The sequence below is a fragment of the Tistrella sp. genome, from assembly GCF_002684955.1.
In the GTDB taxonomy this organism is placed as follows: Bacteria; Pseudomonadota; Alphaproteobacteria; order Tistrellales; family Tistrellaceae; genus Tistrella; species Tistrella mobilis.
On record NZ_NYWI01000047.1, the window covers coordinates 26,013 to 48,701 of the forward strand.

Consider the following 22,689-nt stretch of genomic DNA (forward strand, 5'->3'; position numbering starts at 1 on the left):
TGACTGCCGATCAAGCACGGGTTGCATCCGCCCGTACCCGCGGCCGACCGGCCCGGAAAAATTGTCTTCTTCGCACCTTCAGTGCAACATGGGTCAGCCCTATCCCGAGGAACCTCCCCCGATGATCCCACCCGTGGCCCCGGCATCCGCCGCCGATGTCGTCGATTTCCCCATGGTCGAGCTGCGCGGCACGCCTGTCGAGCGGGGCCGGACCTATGGTGCGGCGCTGAAATCCCAGGTGCTGGGCAGTGTCGCGCTCTATACCGCCCAGCTTCGGGCCATGAACCACGACTGGTCGGCGATCGCCGCCATCGCGCGGGAATTCCTGCCGCTGGTGGAAGGCTACGACCCGGCCTATGTGGAAGAGATGCGCGGCATCGCCGAAGGGGCGGGCTGCGATCTGGAACACATCCTGTTGATCAATGCCCGCACCGAAATCCTGCAGATCGGCCGCCAGCGCGCCGGCATCCCGGACGAGGAGCCGGATGGCTGCACGGGCGCCGTGATCCTGGGCAGCCACACCGCCCATGGCCGGCTGATCCATGGCCAGAACTGGGACTGGCGGCCGGAATGCGCCCACACCACCGTCGTGCTCAAGATCCGGCGCGACGACGGCCCCGACCTGCTGACCATGACCGAGGCCGGCGGCCTGGCGCGCTGCGGCCTGAATTCGGCCGGCATCGCCATCACCGCCAATTATCTGGAATGCGACCGCGACTATGCCCAGGTCGGCGTACCGCTGGCGCTGATCCGGCGCAAGGCGCTGGAACAGCAGCATATGGCGCTGGCGATGAAGGCGGTGTCCTGCACGCCCAAATCGGCCTCGAACAACATGATGCTCAGCTGGTCGGAAGGCTTCGCGATCGATTTCGAATGCGCCCCCGACGAGGCCTTCCCGATCTGGCCCGACGAGAACGGCATGATCGTGCACGCCAATCACTGGACCGGCGAGATCGCCCGCACCAAGATCCGCGACACCGGCATTCCCTTCGTGCCCGAAAGCTTCTATCGCGACTGGCGGGTCCGCCGCGCGCTGGCGGCCAAGGCAGGGCAGATCGACCGCGACGCGCTGAAGGCCGCCTTCTTCGACGATTTCGGCGTCCCCTACTCGGTCTGCCGCCCGCCACGCCCGGGGGCTGGTGGCTCCATCTCCTCCACCGTCGCCATGGTGGTGATGGAACCGGCGCTGGGCCTGATGGAGGTCTGCCCGATGCCGGCCCTGTCGACCCGCTTCACCACCTACACGCTTGAAATGGACGGCGCGGCCTGCCACGCGGCTGGCCACACCCCCGGCCTCTGACAGCCAGCCTGGACCGGCCATCGCAAGCCGAAGCTTGCGATGGCCGGTCCAGGCCGCCATTGAGGCGGCGGCCAAGGGCGCGGCAGCGCCCGCCCGGCGAGGGACCAACAAAAAAGGAGCCCGCCATGTTGCGCTTCATCCTCTACCGCCTGGCGTCGGCGATCCCGACACTCGTGGTGGTGGCGCTTGCGGTCTTCGTGCTGATCCGCGCGATTCCAGGCGATCCGGTCACCACCATGCTCGGCGATCAGGCCGATCCGGCCACGGTTCAGGCGCTGCGCCAGGCCTATGGGCTGGACGGCCCCTGGCCCTGGCAGTTCGTGCTCTGGGTCGAGCGGCTGGCCTCGGGCGATCTCGGCCAGTCCATCACCAACGGTCTGCCGGTGGCCGAGCTGGTGGCCGACCGGTTTTCGGTCACGGCCGGCGTGGTCTTCCCGGCGGTCCTGATCGCGACGCTGGTTGCGGTGCCGCTGGGCATGATCGCGGCCTGGCGGCGCGGGGCCGGAACCGATCTCGCCATCACCGCCTGTGCCACCCTGCTGATGTCGATTCCCACTTTCTGGCTGGGCCTGCTGATCCTGATGTGGCTGGGGCTCAATCTGGGCTGGCTGCCGATCGTGGGTTATGTGGGCTTCGCCGAGGATGCCGGCCGGGCGCTCGCCTATCTGGTCATGCCGGTGCTGACGCTCACCATCGTCGAGATCGGCATTCTGACCCGCATGGCGCGTGCCAATACGGTCGAGGTGCTGCGGCTGGAATACGTCACCCATGCCCGGGCCAAGGGTCTGCCGGAACACACCGTGATGGCGCGCCATGTCTTCCCCAACGCCTTCGCGCCCACCCTGACCCTGGTCGGGCTGATCCTGGGCAATCTTCTGGGCGGGATTGCGGTCACCGAGACCATCTTCTCGCTGCCGGGGCTGGGCCGGCTGCTGGTCGATGCGATCTATGCCCGCGACTATCCGGTCGTCCAGGGCGGGCTTCTGTTCATCGCCGGGCTTTACGTGGTGATCAACCTGATCGTCGATCTGCTCCACCCGCTGTTCGATCCGAGGGTTGCGGCATGACTTCTGCACCTGCTTCCGCCGCCGATACCCGCGGCCTGAAACCGCTTCGCCGCCGGCTTCAGCCGGGGCTGTGGCTGGGGGTGATCCTGGTCGGCATCGTGCTGCTGCTCGCGGTCACCGGCGCCGTCTGGACGCCCTATAACCCGATGGCGCTCAGCATCCCCCATCGCCTGCAACCGCCCTCGGATCTGCACTGGCTGGGCACCGATGAATTCGGCCGCGACGTGCTCTCCAGGCTGATGAGCGGTGCCACCACCAGCGTCTCGATCGGCCTGGCCACGGTTGCGGTGGCAACCGTTCTGGGGGCGCCGATCGGCGTGCTGGCGGGCTTTCTGGGCGGCGCGGTCGACCGGCTGCTGGCCGTGGTCATCGATGCGCTGCTCGCCTTCCCGGGCATTCTGATGGCGCTGGGGCTGATGGCGGTGATGGGCCCGGGCGAGACCAGCATCGTGATCGCGCTCGGCATCGCCTATACGCCGTCGATGGCGCGGGTGGTGCGCAGCATCGTGATGTCGCTGCGGGCGCGGGAATTCGTCGAGGCCTCGGCCGTCACCGGCAATTCCACCCTCTACACCATGGCGGTGCATGTGCTGCCCAACGCCGCCTCGCCGATCATCGTGCTTGCCACCTCCATGTTCGGCTGGGCGCTTCTGTCGGAAAGCGCGCTCAGCTTCCTGGGGCTCGGCGTGCCGCCGCCGGCGGCGACCTGGGGCTCGATGCTCTCCGCCGGCCGGCCCTATCTGGCCCAGGCCGACTGGCTCACCATCTTCCCCGGCGCCTGCATCACCATGGCCCTGCTCGGCATCTGTCTGCTGGGCGATGCGCTGCGCGACCGGCTCGATCCCAGGATGCGCAACGCATGACCAGCCCGCTTCTCCTCGACATCCAAAACTTGTCTGTTGGTCTTGAGCACGGACCAACGGTTGTGGAAGACGCCAGCCTGTCGATCGCGCGCGGCCGCATCCTGGCGGTGGTGGGCGAAAGCGGCTCGGGCAAGACCGTGGTTTCGCGGGCCGTGCTCGATCTGCTGCCGTCGCCGCTGATCCGCCGGTCGGGCCGGATCCTGTTCGACGGCCGCGACATCACCACGCTTGAAGGGGCCGCGCGCCGCAAGGTCCGCGGCGGCCAGATCGGCATGGTGTTCCAGGAGCCGATGGTCTCGCTCAACCCCGCCCTGTCGGTGGGTGCGCAGCTGGTCGAAGGGCTGATGCTGCACGAGAAGATCGGCCGCGCCGAGGCGCGCGAGCGGGCGCTCGCCATGCTCGCCCGGATCCGGATCGACGATCCGGCGCGCTGTTTCGGCGCCTGGCCGCATGAATTCTCGGGCGGCATGCGCCAGCGGATCATGCTCGCCTCGGTGATGCTGCTGAAACCCCGGCTGCTGATCGCCGACGAGCCGACCACCGCGCTCGACACCCTGGTCCAGCGCGAGGTGCTGGAGCTGATGGTAGAGCTGGCGCGCGAGAACGACACCGCCATTCTGCTGGTCAGCCATGATCTGGGGCTGGTGGCGCGCTATGCCGACGACGTGGTGGTGATGCGCGGCGGCCGGGTGATCGAGCGCGGCCCCACCGCGCGGATCCTGCTCGACCCGCAGCATGATTACACCCGCAACCTGCTGGAGGCGATGCCCCGGCCGCGCCGGCTGGCGCCGCCGGCCCGGGCCGGGGTGCCGGTGGTCGAGGCGCGCGATCTGGTGGTGATCCACAAGGGCCGGCGGCGGATGCTGAAGCGCCAGCCCGACAAGCGCGCGGTCGACGGCGTCAGCTTCCAGGTGGCGCCGGGCGAGACCCTGGCGCTGGTGGGCGAAAGCGGTTCGGGCAAGACCACCATCGGCCGCTGTCTGGTCGGGCTCACCCGGCCGAGCGGCGGGCAGCTCACCTTCCGCGGCACCGATCTCGCCCGCGCGAGCGGTGCCGAGGCCCGCGCCCGGCGGCTGGATTGCCAGATGGTGTTCCAGGACCCGTTTTCCTCGCTGGACCCGCGCCATGGCGTGGGCCGGATCGTGGCGGAACCGCTGCGTCATGTTCCGGGCCTTGCGGCCGACGAGGCCCGCCGCCGGGTCGACGAGGTGCTGGAAGAGGTCGGGCTGGGCTCGGCCTATGCGAAGCGTCTGCCGCACGAGCTTTCGGGCGGCCAGCGCCAGCGCGTCGCCATCGCCCGCGCCATCGTCCGCCGCCCGGCCTTCGTGGTCGCCGACGAGGCGGTCTCGGCGCTGGACATGACGGTTCAGGCCCAGGTGCTGGACCTGTTCGGCGATCTGCAGCAGCGCCACGGCTTTTCCTGCCTGTTCATCACCCACGCGCTGTCGGTGGTGCGCCGCATCGCCCATCGGGTGGCGGTGATGAAGGATGGCCGGATCGTCGAGACGGCAGAGACCGAAGAGCTGTTTGCCCGGCCGCGCCACGACTATACCCGCGCGCTGCTCGCCGCCGCCCCGGTGCTGGAACCGGCCGCCGGGGGCGGCTGGCGGCTGGCCGGTCCGGCCAATGATCGTTCTGCACTATAACGATTAGAAAAGCAGTTTTTGCCCTTGGCCTCCGCGATCTGCGGTCCTATGCTCGAAGACGAGCCAGGACCGCAGGCGGATCGCCCCCATTAATCTTCCGCCTGCCATGCCCCCTGCCGGAGCCCGCGCCCATGATCCCCGACGGCATCACCCTCGCCCAGCCGCATCTGAACTTCTACGATTTCGGGCCGACGCCCTTCTTCGCCCTGCCGAACGAACAGCGCGTCTCCTATTGCCTCTACGTGCCCAAAAGCTTCGCCACGGCCGATGCGGAGGCCCGCCGGCGCTGGCGGCTGATCGTCGCCATGCATGGCACCGGCCGCACGGCGGCGGCCTATCGCGACCATTTCGCGGCCTTCGCCGACGCCCATGACTGCATCGTGCTGGCGCCGCTCTTCCCCGTCGGGCTGATCGAGCCGGGGGAGATGTCGAACTACAAGCGCATCAAATTCCACGACATGCGCTTCGACCGGCTGGTGCTCGACATGGTCGATCTGGTCGGCAAGCGCTACGACATCGACGTGTCGCGCGTGGCCCTGTTCGGCTTTTCCGGCGGCGGCCATTTCACCCACCGCTTCCTCTATCTGCATGCCGACCGGCTGTTCGCGGTGTCGATCGGCGCGCCGGGCGGCGTGACCCTGCTGGACGAGGATCGCGACTGGTGGGTCGGCATCCGCAATCTGCGCGAGGTGTTCGGCACCGATCCCGATGTCGACGCCATGCGCCGTGTGGCGGTGCAGATGGTCGTGGGCGATGCCGATCTCGACACCTGGGAAATCACGCTGAAGCCGGGCATGCCCGGCTGGATGCCCGATGCCAACATCGCCGGCGCCACCCGGGTCGATAAGATCCGGAGCCTGAAGGCCTCGTTCGAGGCGAAGGGCATTCCCGTGCGGCTCGACCTGCTGCCGGGCGTGCGCCATGAAGGGCTGAAGGTGGTCGGCGCCGTCCAGGACTTCCTGGCCGAGGCCGTGGCCGCCACCAGGGCCTGACGCAGACACGACATCGGGCCGGGCCGCATGGGGAGCATGCGCCCGGCCCTGAAATACCCCCGGACCGGACGATCCGATAACAATGTCCGGCCGGCTCGTGACGGGGACCGGCAGTGTGCTGCCGGCGTCGCTTCACCATCACCCAGCGAAGGGAAGGGGAAGACCCATGACCTGCGTGACCACGCGGCAGCTCGGCGCCGCGGCCGTCGTCACCGCGGCGCTGATCCTGCCGCAGACTGCCTTTTCTGCCGATGAAGCGCAGCGCACCGAGCGGATCACCATCGCGATCCCAACCGATCTGCGCAGCACCAATCCCGGCGTGCAGCGCGACGGCACGGCTGATCTGATCATGAACCACGTGGTCGAAGGGCTGGTCGGCCATCGTCAGGATCTGTCGGTCGGCCCGGTTCTGGCGGAAAGCTTCGAGCCCTCGGCCGACGGCCTGTCCTGGCGCTTTCAGCTGCGCAAGGGCGTCCACTTCCAGAACGGCGCCGAGATGACCTCGGCCGATGTCGCCTGGAGCTGGAACCGCTATCTGAAGGCCGAGACCGCCTGGCAGTGCAAGCGCTTCTTCGACGGCAAGCAGGGCGCTGCGATCACAGCGATCGAAACGCCCGAGCCCTATGCGGTGGTGTTCCGGCTGGAAAAGCCGAACCCGATGCTGCCGCTGTTCATGTCGAACCTGCAGTGCAACGCCGCCATCCTGCACCCGTCCTCGGTGAATGAAGACGGCAGCTGGAAGGCGCCGGTCGGCACCGGCCCCTATGTGATCGGCGACTGGAAGCCCGGCCGCTATGTGGAGCTGGACCGGTTCGACGGCTATACCGGCCGCGAGGGCCCCTCTGACGGCATGACCGGGGCCAAGCCGGCGCTGGCCGATCATCTGCGCTTCCTGATCGCGCCCGACGGCACGGTGATGAAGAACGCGCTTTATGCCGGCGAGCTGGATTTCGTGCCCGAACTCGGCGCCGCCGAGATCCCGGAAGCCGAAAGCCGCGGGGTGTCGATCTACAAACAGCCGATCCTGTCCTGGCACCTGCTGCTGATGCAGACCCAGGATCCGGTGCTGAAGGACCCCCGCATCCGCAAGGCGATCGCACACGCAATCGACGTACCTTCGATTGTGGCCGTCGCCAGCGAAGGCGTCGCCACCGCCAACCCCTCGGGTGTTGCCACCGCCAGCCCCTATCACAACGCCACCCACGACCAGTGGCCGGCCTATGATCCGGCGCTGGCGCAGAAGCTGCTGAAAGAAGCCGGCTACAAGGGCGAGCCGATCCGCATCCAGACCAATATGCGCCCCGGCGGCTATCACGAAACCGCGGTCACCGCCCAGGCGATGATGCAGGCGGCGGGCATCAACGCCCAGATCGAGGTGCTGGACTGGGCGACCCAGCTGCAGAACTATCTGCAGGGCAAGTATCAGATGCAGTCCTTCGTCTATTCCTCCAGGCTGGATCCGGCGCTCGCCTATTCCTCGATCATCGGCGACAAGACCGAGCAGCCCAGCGCCAGCTGGGACGATCCGGATGCCATCAAGCTGCTGGAGGCCGCCAAGCAGACCATGGATCCGGCGGTCCGCGGCAAGATCTTCGATCGCATCCACAGCCGCATGGCCGAGGCGGTGCCGGTGATCGGCCTTTACAACGACGTCCGCGTCATCGCCACGGCGCCCGATCTGAAGGGCTACACCCCCTGGTCGGCCGGTTTCGACCGCTTCTGGGGCGTGACGAAGACGAAGTGAGCCCTGTCGGAAACACGGGTCCCTCCGACAGGGCCGGGCGGGGGCGGGTGCACGGCATCCGCCCCCGCTTTCCATTGGCCCCCGCTTTCCGTCAGGCCGGGCCTTCACTGCTCCGGTCTGCGGCGTGGCGGCCGCGGATCATGGCGCCGGTGGAACGACGATCACGGTCTTTCCGGCGGCACGCGCGCGTCTGACCGTGTCGACGGTGCCGCCGGGCAGGGCGGCGCGTCCCTCGTCGACCACCGCCACCAGACAGTCGGCCCGCGTCAGCAGGGTATCCGCCTGGGCCCGGTGGCCGGGCCCGTGCGCCGGCAGGGCGGGTGTGCCGATCGCGCCGAGGGCGGCGGCCTCGAATCGGGTCCCGGCGGTGGCGGCCGACGGCTCGTCGGTGTGGAACAGACGCGTGCCGTCGGCCCGGGTCTCGGCGAAGGGAAAGATCAGCCGGGGCGGCGGCAGGCCGAGCGAGGTCCAGGCCTCGACCGCGACCTGATCGGCACCGGGGGCGTAGCCGCAGATCAGGCTTTCCACAGGGTGGCGGGCCACCAGGGACATGAAGATCTGCCGCAGCCGATCGGTCAGCGCCGCGCGGTCGCCGAAGCCGCCAAGATCGCGATGGCCGACCACGGCAACGGTGCGGCCATCCGCCCGCCAGGACCAGAGCGGTTCGATCGCCAGCCCCGGCCCGTGGCGTTCGCGCAGCGCCATGGCCAGCCGGTTGGCCAGCGCGAAGCTCGCCTCCCCCGGGGGCCGGGTGAAATCGATGCGCAGCCGGCGCGGCGGGATCTGCCGGCCGCGGTCGAACTGGTCGTCCAGCGCGCTCAGCAGCTGCGGCAGGCAGGCATCGGGATCGGCGGGCTCCCTCGCCAGGCACAGATGCAGCTGCAGCTCGGTCACATCCGTGCCGTCCGGCGCGCCCAGATCAGAGACATGGCGCCGCGCCGCGCCGCCATCGGCCGCCGGGGCCAGAAACAGAATGCGGGCGCGGTGCCGTCGTGCCGTCGCCCCGCCGCCATCGCCCGGTCGGGACATCAGCCCGCGCAGCAGGACGACGTCGTACCGGCGGATCGTCGCCTCTTCCAGCGCGTACCAGTCATGCATGTTGTTGTGCAGGCGGCGGGCATCGTCGCGCAGGGCGCGTTCGGGCCGTTCCGTGGGCAGGAATTGTTCAAACGCGCGTTCGATCGTCCAACGGTTGTGCTCGCAGATCGCCGCATCGCGCAGGCGGATGGCGGTTTCGCGGTCCTCTGGCGACAGGGTCCTGCCGGGCCGAAGCCAGGTCTGCGGATCGCCGCCGCGGTCGATCCACGCATAGTCGAGCGCGGCATCCACCCGTTCCAGCCCCTGCAGAAGGGCGGCATGGGTCCCGGGCGGCGCGGCGGATGCCGGCTGCGCCTCGGCGCCGAAATCTTCCAGCTTCATCGCCGCATGGCGGAACAGGGCCCGGTTGGCCTTGCGCCTGGCCTCGGGCAGGCTGTCCCAGCTCTCGGGCCGGTCGGCAAGGCCCATGGCGACGCTCGCCTCGGCATAGGCGGCGTGGAGCGCCTTGGGCACGGCATCCGGGTCGGGCGCCAGCAGCGGTGATCGGGCGATCACCCCGTCGATCGCGCCGAAGGTGCGGGCCATGGCCAGCGGCTGGCCCACCAGCTCGGGCGCGTCCTCGGCATGGCCGCCGGGGATGCGCACATGGATGGGGGCCGGGTCGATCCGGCGCATGGTGATCGCCCGATGCAGCGACAGGGCGGCGCGCAGGTTCAGGGCGTCGTTGCCGGTGGCGAAGACCCAGGCCGTCACCCCCGTGCGCAGCCCGTCGAGGCAGTCGTCGCCGGCGAAATCCAGCCGGTCGGCATCGCAGCTGCGGAAATCGAGCATCGGCCGCGCGCCCTCGGGCAGGGCTCCGCCATCGGGCAAGGCTCCGCCATCGGGCTTCAGGAACCAGGCCGGCATGCGGCGGCGCATCCGCGCCTCGATCGCCGCGACATCGCAATCCAGAAAGGTGATGCGCGGCGGCCCCAGCGCCGTGCGCCAGCCGGTCAGCAGGGTTTCCACGGCGATCGCCTCGCCCTGGCTGCCGCAGCCCAGGATCACCAGATGCAGCCGCGCCGCCCCGGTTTCCACCGCCACCCGGTCGAAGCGCGCTTCGGCCATCAGCCGCCGCGCGGTTTCGTCGGCCAGCGAGAACCACGACAGCCCGGGCGCGCCCAGAAACCCGGCGCCCGCCGCTTCGGCCATCTGCCCGGCCACGGCGCTGTCGTTCAGCACCACCCGGATGTCGCGGCCCGGCCGGGCGACATGCGCCTGCACCGCCACTGCGGTGTCGATGGCGCGCAGATCGTCGCGGTCGCTTACATAGATCCGCTCGGCCCTTCGGGCATAGGCCCGGTCCAACAGCCGCGGATCCGACGGGTCGGCTTCCAGCAGCAGCACGCCATCCGCCGCCGCCCGCGCCGCCAGTTCGGGCGTCACCAGCGGCTCGACCGCGGTGATGCGGCGGATGCCGTTCCCCGGCTGGCGCAGGCCGGCGGCGATCGCCTGCCCGATCGGCCCATAGCCCAGAATCAGCGCACAGTGCCTGCCCCGACGGCGACACCAGCGGCGGGCGGTCTGCCAGGCCTGCGGAAAGAAGGCCTGCAGAATCACCCAGACGGTGGTGACGAAGGCCCCGAACCGGGCCGCCTGCAACGCCGGCCCCACCGGCCCGCCGGCCTCGCGCGGGTCTTCGAAATTCATGAAAAACATCTGCAACGCCCGATAGGCGGCATCGGGCAGCGTCTCCAACAGGCTGCGCGGCGGCGGCAGCATCTCCCAGAACCCATAGGTGCCCAGGGCAAAACTGCCAAAGGCCACCACCGCCGGCACCACCCCCCACCACGCCCGCCGCCGCCGGCTCATCGGCCGGCTCCGGCGGCATGCGATACCAGCCCGCGGATCACTCGCTTCCCTCCGCCTCTGCCAGCGCCCGGCGCAGGATATCGGGCCAGTCGGCCTGATCCACGCTCAGCTGCCCGGCCGCTTCCAGCTGTTGGGCGATGTCGAGGGCCTGTTGCAGGGATGCGATGCGTCTGGCACCGGTGGTGACGGTCGAGATCTTGTAGTGGCTGGCAAGCAGATCGGTTCTTGCCTCGATGCTGTCACTCTGCTGCGCCAGCCGCGTGGCGATCTCCAGGCTCTGTTCATAGAGCGCCAACGCCGCCGCCGGGTCTTGCCGTTGCCTGATATCGGCGATCCTGCTCAGGCTGACGCTGAGATCGCGCTGGAACTGCATGTTCTCGGGCTCCCGCTCGGCCAGTCGTCGTGTGATCTCCAGGCTTTGTTTGTAGAGCAACAGTGCTGCTGCTGGGCGTACCTGTTGCTTGATGTCGGCAATCCTGTTCAGGCTGAGGCTGAGATCGCTCTGGATTTCCACGTTCTCCGGCTCCCGCTCGGCCAGCCGCCTTGTGATCTCCAGGCTCTGTTCGTAGAGCGCCAGCGCTACCGCCGGATCCTGCCGGCGCCTGATGTTGGCCATCCTGTCCATGCTGGTGCCGAGATCGCGCTGGATCTCCGTGTTTTCCGGCTCTCGCTCGGCCAGCCGTCGTCTGATCTCGAGGCTCTGTTCATAAAGAACGAGCGCTGCCGTCGGGTCTTGCCGTTGCCTAAGATCGGCGATCTTCTCCAGGCTAATGCTGAGATCTCGCTGGAACGCAGTGTCCTCCGGCTCCCGCGCGGCCAAGCGCTTGGCTATCTCCAGGCTCTGTTCATAGAGCGTAAGCGCTGCCGCCGGGTCTTGCCGTTGCCTGACATCTGCGATCCTGTTCTGGATGACGCCGAGATCGCGCTGGACCTCTGTGCTCTCCGGCTCCCGCTCGGCCAGGAGCTTGGCTATCTCCAGGCTCTGTTCATAGAGCGTCAGCGCTGCCGCCGGGTCTTGCCGTTGCCTGATCTCGGCGATGTTGTTCAGGCTGAGGCTGAGATCGCGCTGGGCTTGCGTATTCTCCGGCTCCCGCTCGGCCAGCCGTCGTGTGATCGCCAGGCTCTGTTCATAAAGCGCCAGCGCTGCTGCCGGGTCTTGCCGTTGCCTGATACCGGCGATGTTGTTCAGGCTGAGGCTGAGATCGCGGTGGGCTTCCGTGTTCTCCGGCTCTCGCTCGGCCAACCGTTTGAAGATTTCCAGGCTTTCCTCATAGAGCTGCCTTGCCTCATCCGGCGCCCCGAATTCAGCCAGTGACTGTCCAAGCTCGACCAATGCTGCGGCCCGGCTCCTCTCCAGCGCAGCATTCTGATTGTCTCCCGTGTCCAGCCTGTCCTGCAGCTTGCGTGCTTCTTCAAGAATTTCGCGGACTGTCGCGTTGGGCAGGCCGGACTGGCGGAATTTCTGAGCCAGATTGAAAATCAGAGCATTGGCGGTTTCCGTCGCCGCAGCAAGCGCATCCGTGGCCCGCTGCGCCTCGCGGAGCAGTTTTTGCTGGTCTTCCACCTCTGCCCGATCCGACTCTTCGATGAACGCCCGTTCCGCGTCGCTGAACCGGTGCGGATACGCGGCCATCCAGCCGCGGGCCCGGTCCAGCATGATGCCGGAGAGGAGGCCCTTGCGGCGCGTCGCCGTCTCCAGCTTCTGCCAGTCCTGAAACATCTGGTCGAGCCGGGCCTTGCCGATCAGGAAGTCGCGGGCCTCGTCCAGCCAGCCGGCCAGCCTGGGCCAGACCCGGAACAGAGCTTCATGGGCGACTTCGATCACGGTTTCGGAGGGGCCGCTGCCGTCCGCACCGGCGCGGATATCGGTCACCAGCAGCCGTGCCTCGACCAGCCGCTGCAGCAGCGGCCATGCCTCGTGAGGGATGTCCGCCAGCCGGGCCGCTTTGCGGACGAAGCCGCCTTCGGTATTGACCCGCATCAGCGCCGATATGAAGGCCTTGCGCAGCGCGGCGGCCTGGCTGTCGGTCAGGTCCGGCAGGGCCTCGTCGGCCGCCCGGCGCACGGCATCCTGCAGCGGGGTCCGGTCGGCCCGGCGGTCGCCCATCGCCTGGTAATGGGCCAGCGTCCAGGCCGTGTCGGTGCCGATGGTGTCGTACATCCGGCGCAGCAGAAAGGCGATCAGGGGCAGGGCATCATCTCTTGCGGCATCGGCCGTCAGCGCTGCGATCATCTCCTCGTCGACCTTCAGGTGAACGAGCTTTGCCGGATCGCGCACCAGGCTGCCGATACGTGTCAGCGGCATCCGTGCCAGCGGGTGGAGCACGGCGGGCGCCGACAGCCCGTCCACCGTCTGCCAGTCTCCCAGATGGTCCGAGCGGAGCGCCGCGATCGCGACGAAGGGCAGGTCGTCGGCCAGTGCCGCATCCAGCAGGGCGAAGAAAGCCCGCCGGTCCGATGGTTCGGCCCTGGTGAACAGCTCTTCCGCCTGATCGATCGGGATCAGGATCTGCGCATCCAGGGCGCCGGCACGCCGCCTCAGCGCCCGGCCGATCTCCCGCAGGGCCTCGCCGGGTGTGGCCGAGGCCAGGGCTTCGCGCCAGCGCCGGTCCGCCTCGCCATCGCCCGGGCTCTCCCCCGGCCCCGCCTCGCGCAGCGTCAGCAGCAGCGTGTCGATCAGCCGATCGACGGGCTCGGCCTCGGGGCGAAAGGGTTTGCAGACGATCCAGTTGTCCCGGTCATATCGCAGGCGCGCCACCAGCCCGGCCCGCAGCAGCGAGGACTTGCCGCTGCCCGAGGCGCCGAGCAGCGTGATCAGCCTGGCGCCGCCGCTGGTGCGGATCTGCCGCAACCGCTCCATCAGGTCGAGGATTTCGGCATCGCGCCCGAAAAACACCGCCGCCTGGGTTTCTTCGAACGCGGCCAGGCCCGGAAACGGCACCGTGCCCCGGGGCAGATCCCGACGTGCGCCTGATTGCAGGGTAATCTCGGTCAGCCGCCTGGCGAGCCACGCCAGCCCGGCGTCGCGGCCGGCGGTCAGGTCGATGTGTTGCAGATCCTTGCCGACGATCTTCTCTTTGGTCGCGGTGAGGATCAGGATGAAGATCGCCTTGCCCAGCGCCCGCGCCTGGGTGAATTCGACAAAGCACCATTTCGAGTCGAGCCAGTTGTCGGTGACTATAAGCACGACGGCCTGGGCTCGCTCTACCTCGTGGTATAATCTTCGCTCCCAATCGTCTCCGGGTTGAATGCCCCCATGCTTGTCGATATCCAGAAACCTGTTGTCGAAGCCCGCGCTCTTAAGCCGGGCGTCGATCTCGGTCGCGTCGTCGTTATCGCGGCTGGAATGCGAAATGAAGATCCGGGCCATCGATCACGTCCTTGTCGAAAAGGGCGCTGCAGGGTGGTGGCGTATCGAAGGCACATGGCCCGGGAAGAGAGCAGCCAGGGCAGGGGGCCGCGCAGAGAACGGCCCCCAACCCTGGTGTGAAGTATCATGAACATTTTCGCTTTGGTGCGCGGCTTTGGGAAGTCTTTTCTGGTGCGCCGGGCTTTCCAACCGGGGCCTTATCCGGCGGCGATCCGCTCTTCCGGCATCTCCAGCCGGTCGTGGCCCAGGCCAGCGATCAGGTGACGATGGTGTAGAACCATGTGGTTTCCGCCGGCCTGGCGCCCACCAGCAGCAGGGCTTCCGGCGGCATGGCGGCAAGGCCGGCGGTGACGTAATGGTGGCGCGATCGCGCGCTGCCCCGGGCAGGCGTCGTCATCCTGGCATTCCCTGGGAGATCTGGCCTTACGAGAACTGGCCTTACGAGATCTGGCCTTACGAGATCTGGCTTAAGCAGATCGGGTGAGAATGCAGGCGTCAGCGCGCCTGCCGGGCCCAGTAATCGAAGGTCGCGTTGACGATGGCGGGTTTCAGCAGATAGTCGTGCGCCTCGGCGGCAAGCGTCGGGTCGACCGGGGTCAGCGGCCCGAAGGCCGCCTGGGCGCGCAGCTGCATCCGCGCCGCCCGTTCCAGATAGACCGCCAGATAGGTCGCTTCCTCGCCGCTGCCGCCGGTGGTCAGATAGCCGTGATGGGCCAGGATGATCGCCCGTTTCGTCCCCAGCGCCCCGGATATGATCACGCCTTCCTGATCGGCGATCGGCACGCCCGGCCAGTCGGCCAGAAAGGCGCAGTCGTCGTGCAGCGGCGTCATGTCCATCTGCGCGATCACCAGCGGCTGGCGCGCCGCGGCAAGGGCTGCGGCCCAGGGCGAATGGGTGTGGATGATCGCCCTCACATCCGGACGGGCGTCATAGACCCAGAGATGAAAGCGGGTGGCGGGGTTGGCCATGCCGCGGCCCGAAAGCGTGTTCAGGTCGCGGTCGACCTCGATGAAATCGGCGGGCGTCGCCTCGTCGAAGCCCAGGCCGAAACGCAGCGTCCAATAGGCGCCGGGGCGGTCGGATCGCACGCTGATCTGTCCGGCCAGCCCGGCCTCCTGGCCGGTCATCGCCAGAATCCGGCAGGACGTGGCCATGGTCTCGTGCAGGCTGCGGCCGGCGGGGGCCAGGTGTCGGGCCATCTCGTCGGTGGCGCGGCGGTCGAAATACGCCTTGTCGCGCAGCGTCTGCTGCGGGGCGGTCGGGTTGGTCATGGCGGTTTCCTCCTGCGGTCTGCCGCCGGTCGTGGTTGCCGGCGGTCATCGGCCGGCCCAGTCTGCCAGCCATGCGCGGCCCTGCCTATGTTCCGCGGCCGGTATCGGCCATAGCAGCGTCAGCCGCGGCAGAGCCGGACGACCCAGCGGCAGAAGGCGGCGCTCAGCTGCGGGTCCATGCCGCGATCCGACGCATAGGCCTTGTAGACCATGCCGGTCGAAAAGCGGGTCTCGGGCACTGCCGCCAGCAGGCCCTTCTGCAGATAATCCGCCACCACCGTCTCGGGCGCCAGCACCAGCCCCTGGCCGGCCATGGCGGCCGGCAGGGCCATGTAGTGATGATCGTAGCGCGATCCCATGCGGATATCGCCCTCGCCCAGCCCCCGGGCCGCCAGCCAGGCCGGCAGGATGTCGGGGCGGGAATTGACGATGAACAGCGGCACCGCCGCCAGGGTCGCCAGGGTGATCCGCCGGGCGATCTGGGGGGCCGCGACGCAGACCACCTTTTCCTCGGCGATGGTCCATTCCTGCACCGGGCCGGGCAGGACCAGATCGCGGGTGATCAGCACGTCGAAATCGCCATGCAGTTCCTGAGAGGTGACCGAGGTCAGCACGTCGATCGGCACATCGCCGTGTTCGCGGCTGAATTCGGCGATCCGCGGGATCAGCGTGGTGAAGGCGAAGGTGGGCAGAGAGGTGCGCACCACCAGATTGCGCCGGCCGCTGCGCCGGCGCCGCATCAGCCGCACCGAAAAGGCGATCTCTTCCAGTGGTGCTGTCACCGCTTCGGCCAGCTGGCGGCCCAGTTCGGTCAGCACCACGTTGCGGCCCTGCCGTTCCAGCAGGGGCGCGCCCATATGGGCTTCCAGCAGGGCCAGATGCCGGCTGACGGCGCTTTGCGACACGCCGATCCGGGCGGCGGCCCGCGAGACGTGAACATCCCGCGCCACCTCGCAAAAGGCGCGCAGGGCGTTCAGCGGGATGTCGTCGTGATCTGTCCCCATGCGTTCTTCTCCCCCCTGCTTCGCCCGCATGCTGGCGCATCCATGCGCCGGATCATAGACCAATCTCATTTCCTGATGAATGTCACGAGATCTTCATCCGTCGCCGCTATTGGGGAGGGCAGGGCACACCTGCAGACGAAAGCTGAGACATGGCCAGAATCGATATCGACGACGTCGTCGTCACCTATGGCGGCCGGCCGGTCATCGATGGCCAAAGCATGACAATTCCGGATGGGTGCTTCTTTACCATCCTGGGGCCCAGCGGCTGCGGCAAGACCACCTTTCTGCGCCTGATCGCCGGCTTTCTGGCACCGGCCCGCGGCCGGGTGGCTTTTGCCGGGCGCGACGTCACCCGGCTGCCGGCCCATCGGCGCGATTGCGGCATGGTCTTTCAGGACTATGCCCTGTTCCCCGACCGCAGCGTGTTCGAAAACGTCGCCTACGGGCTGCGCGCCCGCCATGTGCCCGAAACCGAGATCCGCCGCCGGGTCGGCGCCTGTCTGGAGCGGGTGGAGCTGGCCGGTTTCGCCGATCGCCAGCCGGCGGCGTTGAGCGGCGGCCAGCGCCAGCGGGTGGCGCTGGCGCGGGCGCTGGTGATCGAGCCGCTGGTCCTGCTGCTCGACGAGCCGCTCTCGGCGCTGGATGCCCGGCTTGCCGCCGGCATGCAGAGCTTCGTGCGCGACATCCAGCGCGATTATGGCGTCACCACGGTTTTCGTGACCCATGATCAGCGCATGGCGCTGACCATGTCGGATCGGGTGGCGCTGCTGCGCGCGGGCGGGGTGGAACAGATCGCCAGCCCGCGGGAGATCTATCATCGGCCCCGATCCACCTATGCCGCCGATTTCCTGGGCGCCGCCAATCTGCTGGCGGTCGATCTGGACGGGATCCGGGGCGAGGTTGCGCAGTGCCGGCTGGGCGGTGCGCGTATTGCCGCCCATGCCAATGGCTGCCGCCCGGGCGATGCCGTGCGGCTGTGCATCCGCGAGGAAGAGGCCCGCATTCTTGCCCCCGGCGCCGCCGATCAGGGCGGCGACAACCGGCTGGGCGCCACCGTCACCCGCCTGACCTTCATGGGCGAGGCCACGCGGGTGGAGCTTCGGCTTCAGGGCGGTGCCGCGCTGCGGCTGATCCAGCCCAACGGGTTCGGCGCCACGGCGCCCGAGCCGGGCAGTGCGGTGACGGTGGAGCTGTCCCCCGGCTGCTGCCTGGTGCGGGAGGTTTAGGCGATGCGCGGGTTTCCGGTCTGGACCGTCGCCAAATTCGCCTGCCTGGCGGTGCTGGCGGCTTTCGTCGCCGTGCCGCTGTTCCGGCTGTTCGCCCTCAGCCTGCAGGGGCCCGAGGGCTGGAGCCTGGACGGCTACCGCCGCTTCTTCGCCACCCCGGCCCTGGTCGATGCGCTGGTCAACACCGTGACGCTCGGGATTGCGACCGCGCTGGGTGCCCTGCTGCTGGGCCTGCCGCTCGCCTTCGCCGTCGCCCGGCTGCGCCTGCCCTGCCGCGGGCTGCTGGCCCTGGCGCCGCTCGCCACCTTCGTGCTGCCCGACATCATCGTCACCCAGTCCTGGCTGATGGTCTTCGGCAATAACGGGCTGGTGACCAATCTGCTCCACGACCGCTTCGGCATCACTTTGCCGGGTTTCTATGGCTGGACCGGGCTGGTCTTCGTGATGGTCCTGCAGCATTACGGCTATGTCTATCTGCTGGTGCTGGCGGCCTTTCGCGGCATCGACCGGTCTCTGGAAGAGGCGGCGACGGTGCTGGGGTCGGGCCCCGGCCGGGTCTGGCGCACGGTGACCGCGCGGCTGCTGCTGCCGCCCGTCGCCACCGCGGCGCTGATCGTCTTCACGCTCGCGGTCGACAATTTCGGCGTGCCGGTGATCGTGGCCCCGCGGGTGCCGGTGCTGTCGGTGGCCGCCTATAATGCCTTCGTCAGCGAATTCGGCGGCGGCGGCACCATGCAGGCCACCATGTCGGTGGTGCTGGTGGCCCTGGTGGCGCTGGCCCTGATCCTGCAGAAGGGCCTGGCCCGGGGGTGCGGTTATCAGATGGAAGCGGGGCGCGCGCCCGTGCGGATCGACCTGCCGGCGCCGCTTGCCCGGCTGGTCGGCGGCGGGCTTGCCGCCATGGTGCTGCTGTCGCTGCTGCCGGTGGCGGTGGTGGCGATCGGCGCCTTCACCCACAGCATCGGCCCGGTGCTGCATTGGGGGCGGTTCTCGCTCGGCAATTTCGCCAGCCTGGCCTCGTTCGGGGCCGAGGCGATGCGCAACTCCTTCGGCCTTGCGACCCTGGCCTCGATCGCGGGCGTGCTGTTCGGCACCGTGCTCGCCTGGCTGTCGATCAAGAAGCGCTCTGGCCTCACCCATCTGCTCGACTATCTGGGCCTGCTGCCGCTCGCCGTCTCGGGCACGGTGCTGGGCATCGCGCTGATCAACACCTGGAATGGCGGCTGGTTCGCGCTCACCGGCGGCTGGGTGATCATGGCGATCGCCTATTTCATCCGGCGCATGCCCTATGCCGTCAACACCACCGCCGCGGCGGTCTACCAGATCCGCGATTCGATCGAGGAAGCCTCCATCAGCCTGGGCGTGCCGCCGGGGCGGAGCTTCCTGAAGGTCGTGCTGCCGCTGCTCCGGCCGGCCATGGCCGGCGGGGCGGTCTTCATCTGGGTCACCACCCTGTCGGAGTTGAGCGCGACCATCGTGCTCTACTCGCCCGGGCTCACCACCATGCCGATCCAGATCTATCAGCAGATCGACAGCGGCTATATGGGCCCGGCCTCGGCCTACAGCCTGATCCTGCTCCTCTCCATCTTCCTGCCGCTCTGGCTCGCGACCCGCATCTTCGGGATCCGTGTCTTCGCCACGGACTGATGGTCCCTGGCGTCCTGCGGCCTGCCCCATCCGCCACCCCATCGACGGAAATCCGACATGTCACGCGCCTCCCTGCTCAAGACCCTCATCCTGGCCGGCACCGGCCTGATCGGCAGCCTGGCTTTCGCCAGCCTTCCGGCCGCGGCCGAGACCGCGGTGCTCTATGCCTCCAACAATTCCGCGGCGGTCGATGCGCTGCTGAAGGTGGTGGGGGATGCCGCCCCCGATCTGGAGGTGGAGGTGGTGCGCGGCGCCACCGGCGCCCTGCTGAAGCGCATCGAAGCCGAGGCCGCCGCGCCCAAGGCCGATCTGTTCTGGAGCGCCGGCTTCCCGACACTCGCCGCCTATGGCGCGGTGCTGGCGCCCTATCACACCAAGGTGGAACTGCCCGCCGACATGGTCGGCCCCGACGGGCTCTGGACCGGCGCCAATGTCCACGTGATGGTGCTGATGGTCAATGACCGCCGCCTCGACGGCCGGCCGATGCCCGCGGGCTGGGCGGATCTGTTCGATCCGGCCTGGAAGGGCCAGGTGGTGATCGGCGACCCGGCCAATTCCTCCTCGGCCTATGCCCAGATCTACGGCCTGTATCAGCTCTTCGGCCGCGAGGGGCTGGAGAAGCTCGCCCGCAATGTCGTGGTCACCGGCAGCTCGTCCAATGTCTACAAAAGCGTGGCGGCCGGCGAGTTCGCCGCCGGCATCACCATGGAATATTCCGCCGAGGCCTATGTCGCCGGCGGCCAGAGCGAGATCCGCCTGGTCTATCCGGCCGAGGGCACCTTCCTGTCGCCGGAAGGCATGGCGGTGGTGAAGGGCGCGCCGCATCCGCAGGCGGCGCAGCGTCTGCTCGACATCATGGCCTCCGATGCCGCCCAGGCGGCGATCTTCGCCGCCACCTGGCGCCGGCCGGCCAATGACCGGGTCGATGTCACCGCCATCGCCGGCCTGCCGCGGCTGGCGGATCTGAAGGTGATCGCGGTCGACCAGGATGCGGCCGCCCGCCACCGCGACCGGGTGCTGGCGATCTGGCAGGAGGTCACGGCGGCCGCCCGCTGACCCGACACCGCTGCCCCGCCGCGGCGTTCTCCGCCGCGGCGGCCACTCCCATCCATTCCCCCTCTGCTCCACGCCGGGATGTTTCCGACACAATGATCACGCTTTCCGCCCGCATGAGACAGGTGGCGCCGTCCGCCACCAAGGCGATGACCCAGATGGCCGCGGATCTGCGCGCCCGTGGCCGCGACGTCGTGGCGCTCAGCCAGGGCGAGCCCGATTTTCCCACCCCCGCGGCGGTGTGCGAGGCGGCGGTGCGTGCGATCGCCGAGGGCCGGACCACCTATACCGCGGTCGCCGGCATCCTGCCGCTGCGCGAGGCGATCGCCGCCAAATTCGCCCGCGAGAACGGCCTTGATTTCACCCCCGATCAGGTGACCGTCGGTTGCGGCGCCAAGCAGGTGCTGTTCAACGCGCTGATGGCGACGCTCGATCCGGGCGACGAGGTGGTCTTCGCCACGCCCTGCTGGGTGTCTTACCCCGAAATGATCAAGCTGGCCGGCGGCGTGCCGGTGCCGGTCGCGACCGCCGCCGCCGACGGCTACCGGCTGCGGCCCGAGGCGCTGCGCGCGGCGTTGACCCCGCGTACCCGCTGGCTGATGCTCAATTCGCCCGCCAACCCGACCGGGGCGGTGGCGGGGGTTGAGGATCTGGCGGCCCTGGCGGGGGTGCTGCGCGAGGCCCCGCAGGTCATGGTGCTCTCCGACGACATCTACGAGCATCTGGTTTATGGCGAGACCGCCTTTGCGACCATGGCCGCCGTCGCCCCGGATCTGGCGGACCGCACGCTCACCGTCAACGGCGTGTCGAAATCCCATGCCATGACCGGCTGGCGGGTCGGCTATGGTGCCGGCCCGGTTGAGCTGATCCGCGCGATGAACACCATCCAGGGCCAGTCGACGTCGCACACCTGTTCGATCGCGCAATATGCCGCCATCGCCGCGCTGAACGGCGATCCGGCGGTGGTCGAGGGGTTCCGCAGCGCCTTCCGCCGCCGCCGTGACCTGCTCTGCCGCGAGATCGCCGCGATCCCGGGCCTGTCCTTCCACCTGCCGCAGGGCGCCTTTTATCTGTTCGTCGACTGCACCGCCCTGATCGGCCGGACGACGCCGGTGGGCCAGGTGATCGCCACCGACGGCGATCTGGCGCTGTATCTGCTGGACGAGGCAGGCGTGGCGCTGGTGCCCGGCAGCGGTTTTCTGGCACCCGGCCATCTGCGCATCAGCTATGCCGCCGCCGACGAGACCCTTCTCCGCGCTGCGCGGGCCATGGCGGCGACGATCGCGCGGCTGTCCTGACCCGCTGCAATCCTTTCCCTCTCAAGGAAGAAGATCGATGACATCGACCCGACGAGCCTTCCGCGACCGCGTCTCCGGCACGCGTCGCGCCCACGCGACACCCGCCCGCATCATGGCCGCCCATAACCCGCTTTCGGCGCGGCTGGTGGAAGAGGCGGGTTTCGACGGCGTCTGGGCCAGCGGTTTCGAAATCTCGGCGGCGCTCGGCCTGCCCGATATCAGCCTGGTTTCGATGGCCGAGCATCTGGAGGTCGTGCGGGCGATGGCGGCCCGCACCCGCCTGCCGGTGGTGGCCGATATCGACACCGGTTTCGGCAATGCCCTCAACGTCCTGCACGCCGTGCGCAGCTACGAGGCGGCGGGGGCCGCCGCGGTGGTGATCGAGGACAAGGTCTTTCCCAAGGTCACCTCGCTGGTCGAGGGCGGGCGCCAGGACCTGCTCAGGATCGCCGAGTTTCAGGGCAAGATCGAGGCCGCCCGCCACGCCCGGAACGACCCGGATTTCCTGATCATCGCCCGTACCGAGGCGTTGATTGCCGGCGCCGGGCCGGATGCGGCGCTGGAACGCGGCCGGGCCTATGCCGCCGCCGGGGCGGATCTGCTGCTGGTCCATTCGAAATCGACCACCCCCGACGAAATCGAGGACTTCATCGCCGCCTGGGATGGCGGCATCCCCATCGTCATCGTGCCCACCGCCTATCCGCAGATGACCATGGCGCGCGCCGCGGCAAGTGGCCGGGTCGGCCTGGTGATCTATGGCAACCATGCGATCCGGGCCGCGGTCGCCGCGATGCAACAGAGCTTCGCCCGGATCATGGCCGATGGCGACACGCTGGGCGTCGAGGGCGGCATCGCCCCGGTCGGCGAAATCTTCCGCCTGCAGGGCATGGATCAGGTGGCGCGCGACGAGGCGGCATTTCTGCGCTGACCGGCCGCGCCGCTGAAATGTCGGGACCCTCGGCCAGTCCAACGGCATGGCGGCCAAGCGAAACCATCCGGGTGATCTGCCGCCCCACGGCCATTTCCGTTTCGGAAGCGGCCGTTTTTTCATGACGGCCGCCGTCTCGTTACAAGAGCAGCGGCCATAAGAACCAGACAAAAATGAGTATGTCTGAAGACTGCCCAAAATGGGCAATCGTAGACGCCAAGTCGATATGTGTCAGTTTGATGAATTATGGCCGGTCGACTTGGAATCGGGATGCAGAGGCGGAAGACGCGGGCCTATAGTGCCCTCGCCGCGGCGCTTCCGATCCATATCCCGCTGGAGATGTTGGCATATGTCCGTCCTTCGTCGCCTTCCGGCTGTTGCCGGAGGACT

16 protein-coding genes are annotated in these 22,689 nt (G+C 68.6%); 11 read left to right on the forward strand and 5 right to left on the reverse strand.

The window, feature by feature from the left end; translation table 11 throughout:
• Window positions 1-121 precede the first annotated feature (121 nt).
• The 6 genes from CMO28_RS16180 (at window position 122) to CMO28_RS16205 (ending at window position 7,612) form a co-directional block, all read left to right on the forward strand.
• Window positions 122-1,300, forward strand: coding sequence for a C45 family autoproteolytic acyltransferase/hydolase (locus tag CMO28_RS16180; RefSeq protein ID WP_296715211.1), 1,179 nt, complete (start codon window positions 122-124; stop codon window positions 1,298-1,300).
• A 125-nt stretch (window positions 1,301-1,425) separates the two neighbouring features.
• Entirely contained in the window at window positions 1,426-2,367 is a 942-nt protein-coding gene (locus CMO28_RS16185) for an ABC transporter permease (protein WP_014752803.1), read from the forward strand.
• Window positions 2,364-3,230, forward strand: coding sequence for an ABC transporter permease (locus tag CMO28_RS16190; protein WP_156503158.1), 867 nt, complete (start codon window positions 2,364-2,366; stop codon window positions 3,228-3,230). Before CMO28_RS16185 ends, CMO28_RS16190 begins: the two co-directional genes overlap by 4 nt.
• On the forward strand, window positions 3,227-4,876 hold the full coding sequence (locus tag CMO28_RS16195) for an ABC transporter ATP-binding protein (protein ID WP_296715214.1): 1,650 nt from the start codon (window positions 3,227-3,229) through the stop codon (window positions 4,874-4,876). Before CMO28_RS16190 ends, CMO28_RS16195 begins: the two co-directional genes overlap by 4 nt.
• Before the next feature lie 131 nt (window positions 4,877-5,007).
• A complete protein-coding gene (locus CMO28_RS16200; RefSeq protein ID WP_062763382.1) occupies window positions 5,008-5,868 on the forward strand; it encodes a hypothetical protein in 861 nt (286 codons plus the stop codon).
• A 166-nt stretch (window positions 5,869-6,034) separates the two neighbouring features.
• Entirely contained in the window at window positions 6,035-7,612 is a 1,578-nt protein-coding gene (locus CMO28_RS16205) for an ABC transporter substrate-binding protein (protein ID WP_296715217.1), read from the forward strand.
• Window positions 7,613-7,750: 138 nt separating this feature from the next.
• Here the strand turns inward: CMO28_RS16205 and CMO28_RS16210 are convergent, their stop codons facing one another.
• The 5 genes from CMO28_RS16210 to CMO28_RS16230 all read right to left on the reverse strand — a co-directional run bounded on the left by CMO28_RS16210 (window position 7,751) and on the right by CMO28_RS16230 (window position 16,147).
• A complete protein-coding gene (locus tag CMO28_RS16210; protein ID WP_296715219.1) occupies window positions 7,751-10,501 on the reverse strand; it encodes an NAD-binding protein in 2,751 nt (916 codons plus the stop codon).
• 37 nt (window positions 10,502-10,538) lie between these two features.
• Window positions 10,539-13,871, reverse strand: a complete 3,333-nt coding sequence (locus tag CMO28_RS16215) for a tetratricopeptide repeat protein (protein ID WP_296715221.1) — start codon at window positions 13,869-13,871, stop codon at window positions 10,539-10,541.
• 256 nt (window positions 13,872-14,127) lie between these two features.
• On the reverse strand, window positions 14,128-14,268 hold the full coding sequence (locus CMO28_RS16220) for a hypothetical protein (RefSeq protein WP_296715223.1): 141 nt from the start codon (window positions 14,266-14,268) through the stop codon (window positions 14,128-14,130).
• Window positions 14,269-14,366: 98 nt separating this feature from the next.
• On the reverse strand, window positions 14,367-15,143 hold the full coding sequence (locus CMO28_RS16225) for an aldolase (RefSeq protein WP_296715225.1): 777 nt from the start codon (window positions 15,141-15,143) through the stop codon (window positions 14,367-14,369).
• A 119-nt stretch (window positions 15,144-15,262) separates the two neighbouring features.
• Window positions 15,263-16,147, reverse strand: a complete 885-nt coding sequence (locus CMO28_RS16230) for a LysR family transcriptional regulator (RefSeq protein ID WP_296715226.1) — start codon at window positions 16,145-16,147, stop codon at window positions 15,263-15,265.
• Window positions 16,148-16,296: 149 nt separating this feature from the next.
• On the opposite strand from CMO28_RS16230, the gene CMO28_RS16235 reads away from it, so the two are divergent.
• The 5 genes from CMO28_RS16235 (at window position 16,297) to CMO28_RS16255 (ending at window position 22,299) form a co-directional block, all read left to right on the forward strand.
• Window positions 16,297-17,373 (forward strand): ABC transporter ATP-binding protein, encoded by a 1,077-nt coding sequence (locus CMO28_RS16235; RefSeq protein ID WP_296715228.1) that lies wholly within the window; start codon window positions 16,297-16,299, stop codon window positions 17,371-17,373.
• A gap of 3 nt (window positions 17,374-17,376) precedes the next feature.
• Window positions 17,377-19,020: an ABC transporter permease gene (locus tag CMO28_RS16240; RefSeq protein WP_296715229.1), complete on the forward strand. Its 1,644-nt coding sequence runs from the start codon at window positions 17,377-17,379 to the stop codon at window positions 19,018-19,020.
• A 57-nt stretch (window positions 19,021-19,077) separates the two neighbouring features.
• Window positions 19,078-20,076, forward strand: a complete 999-nt coding sequence (locus tag CMO28_RS16245) for an extracellular solute-binding protein (protein ID WP_296715231.1) — start codon at window positions 19,078-19,080, stop codon at window positions 20,074-20,076.
• Between the two features lie 92 nt (window positions 20,077-20,168).
• Window positions 20,169-21,371: a pyridoxal phosphate-dependent aminotransferase gene (locus CMO28_RS16250; RefSeq protein WP_296715233.1), complete on the forward strand. Its 1,203-nt coding sequence runs from the start codon at window positions 20,169-20,171 to the stop codon at window positions 21,369-21,371.
• A 37-nt stretch (window positions 21,372-21,408) separates the two neighbouring features.
• On the forward strand, window positions 21,409-22,299 hold the full coding sequence (locus CMO28_RS16255) for an isocitrate lyase/phosphoenolpyruvate mutase family protein (RefSeq protein ID WP_296715235.1): 891 nt from the start codon (window positions 21,409-21,411) through the stop codon (window positions 22,297-22,299).
• Window positions 22,300-22,689: the final 390 nt, after the last annotated feature.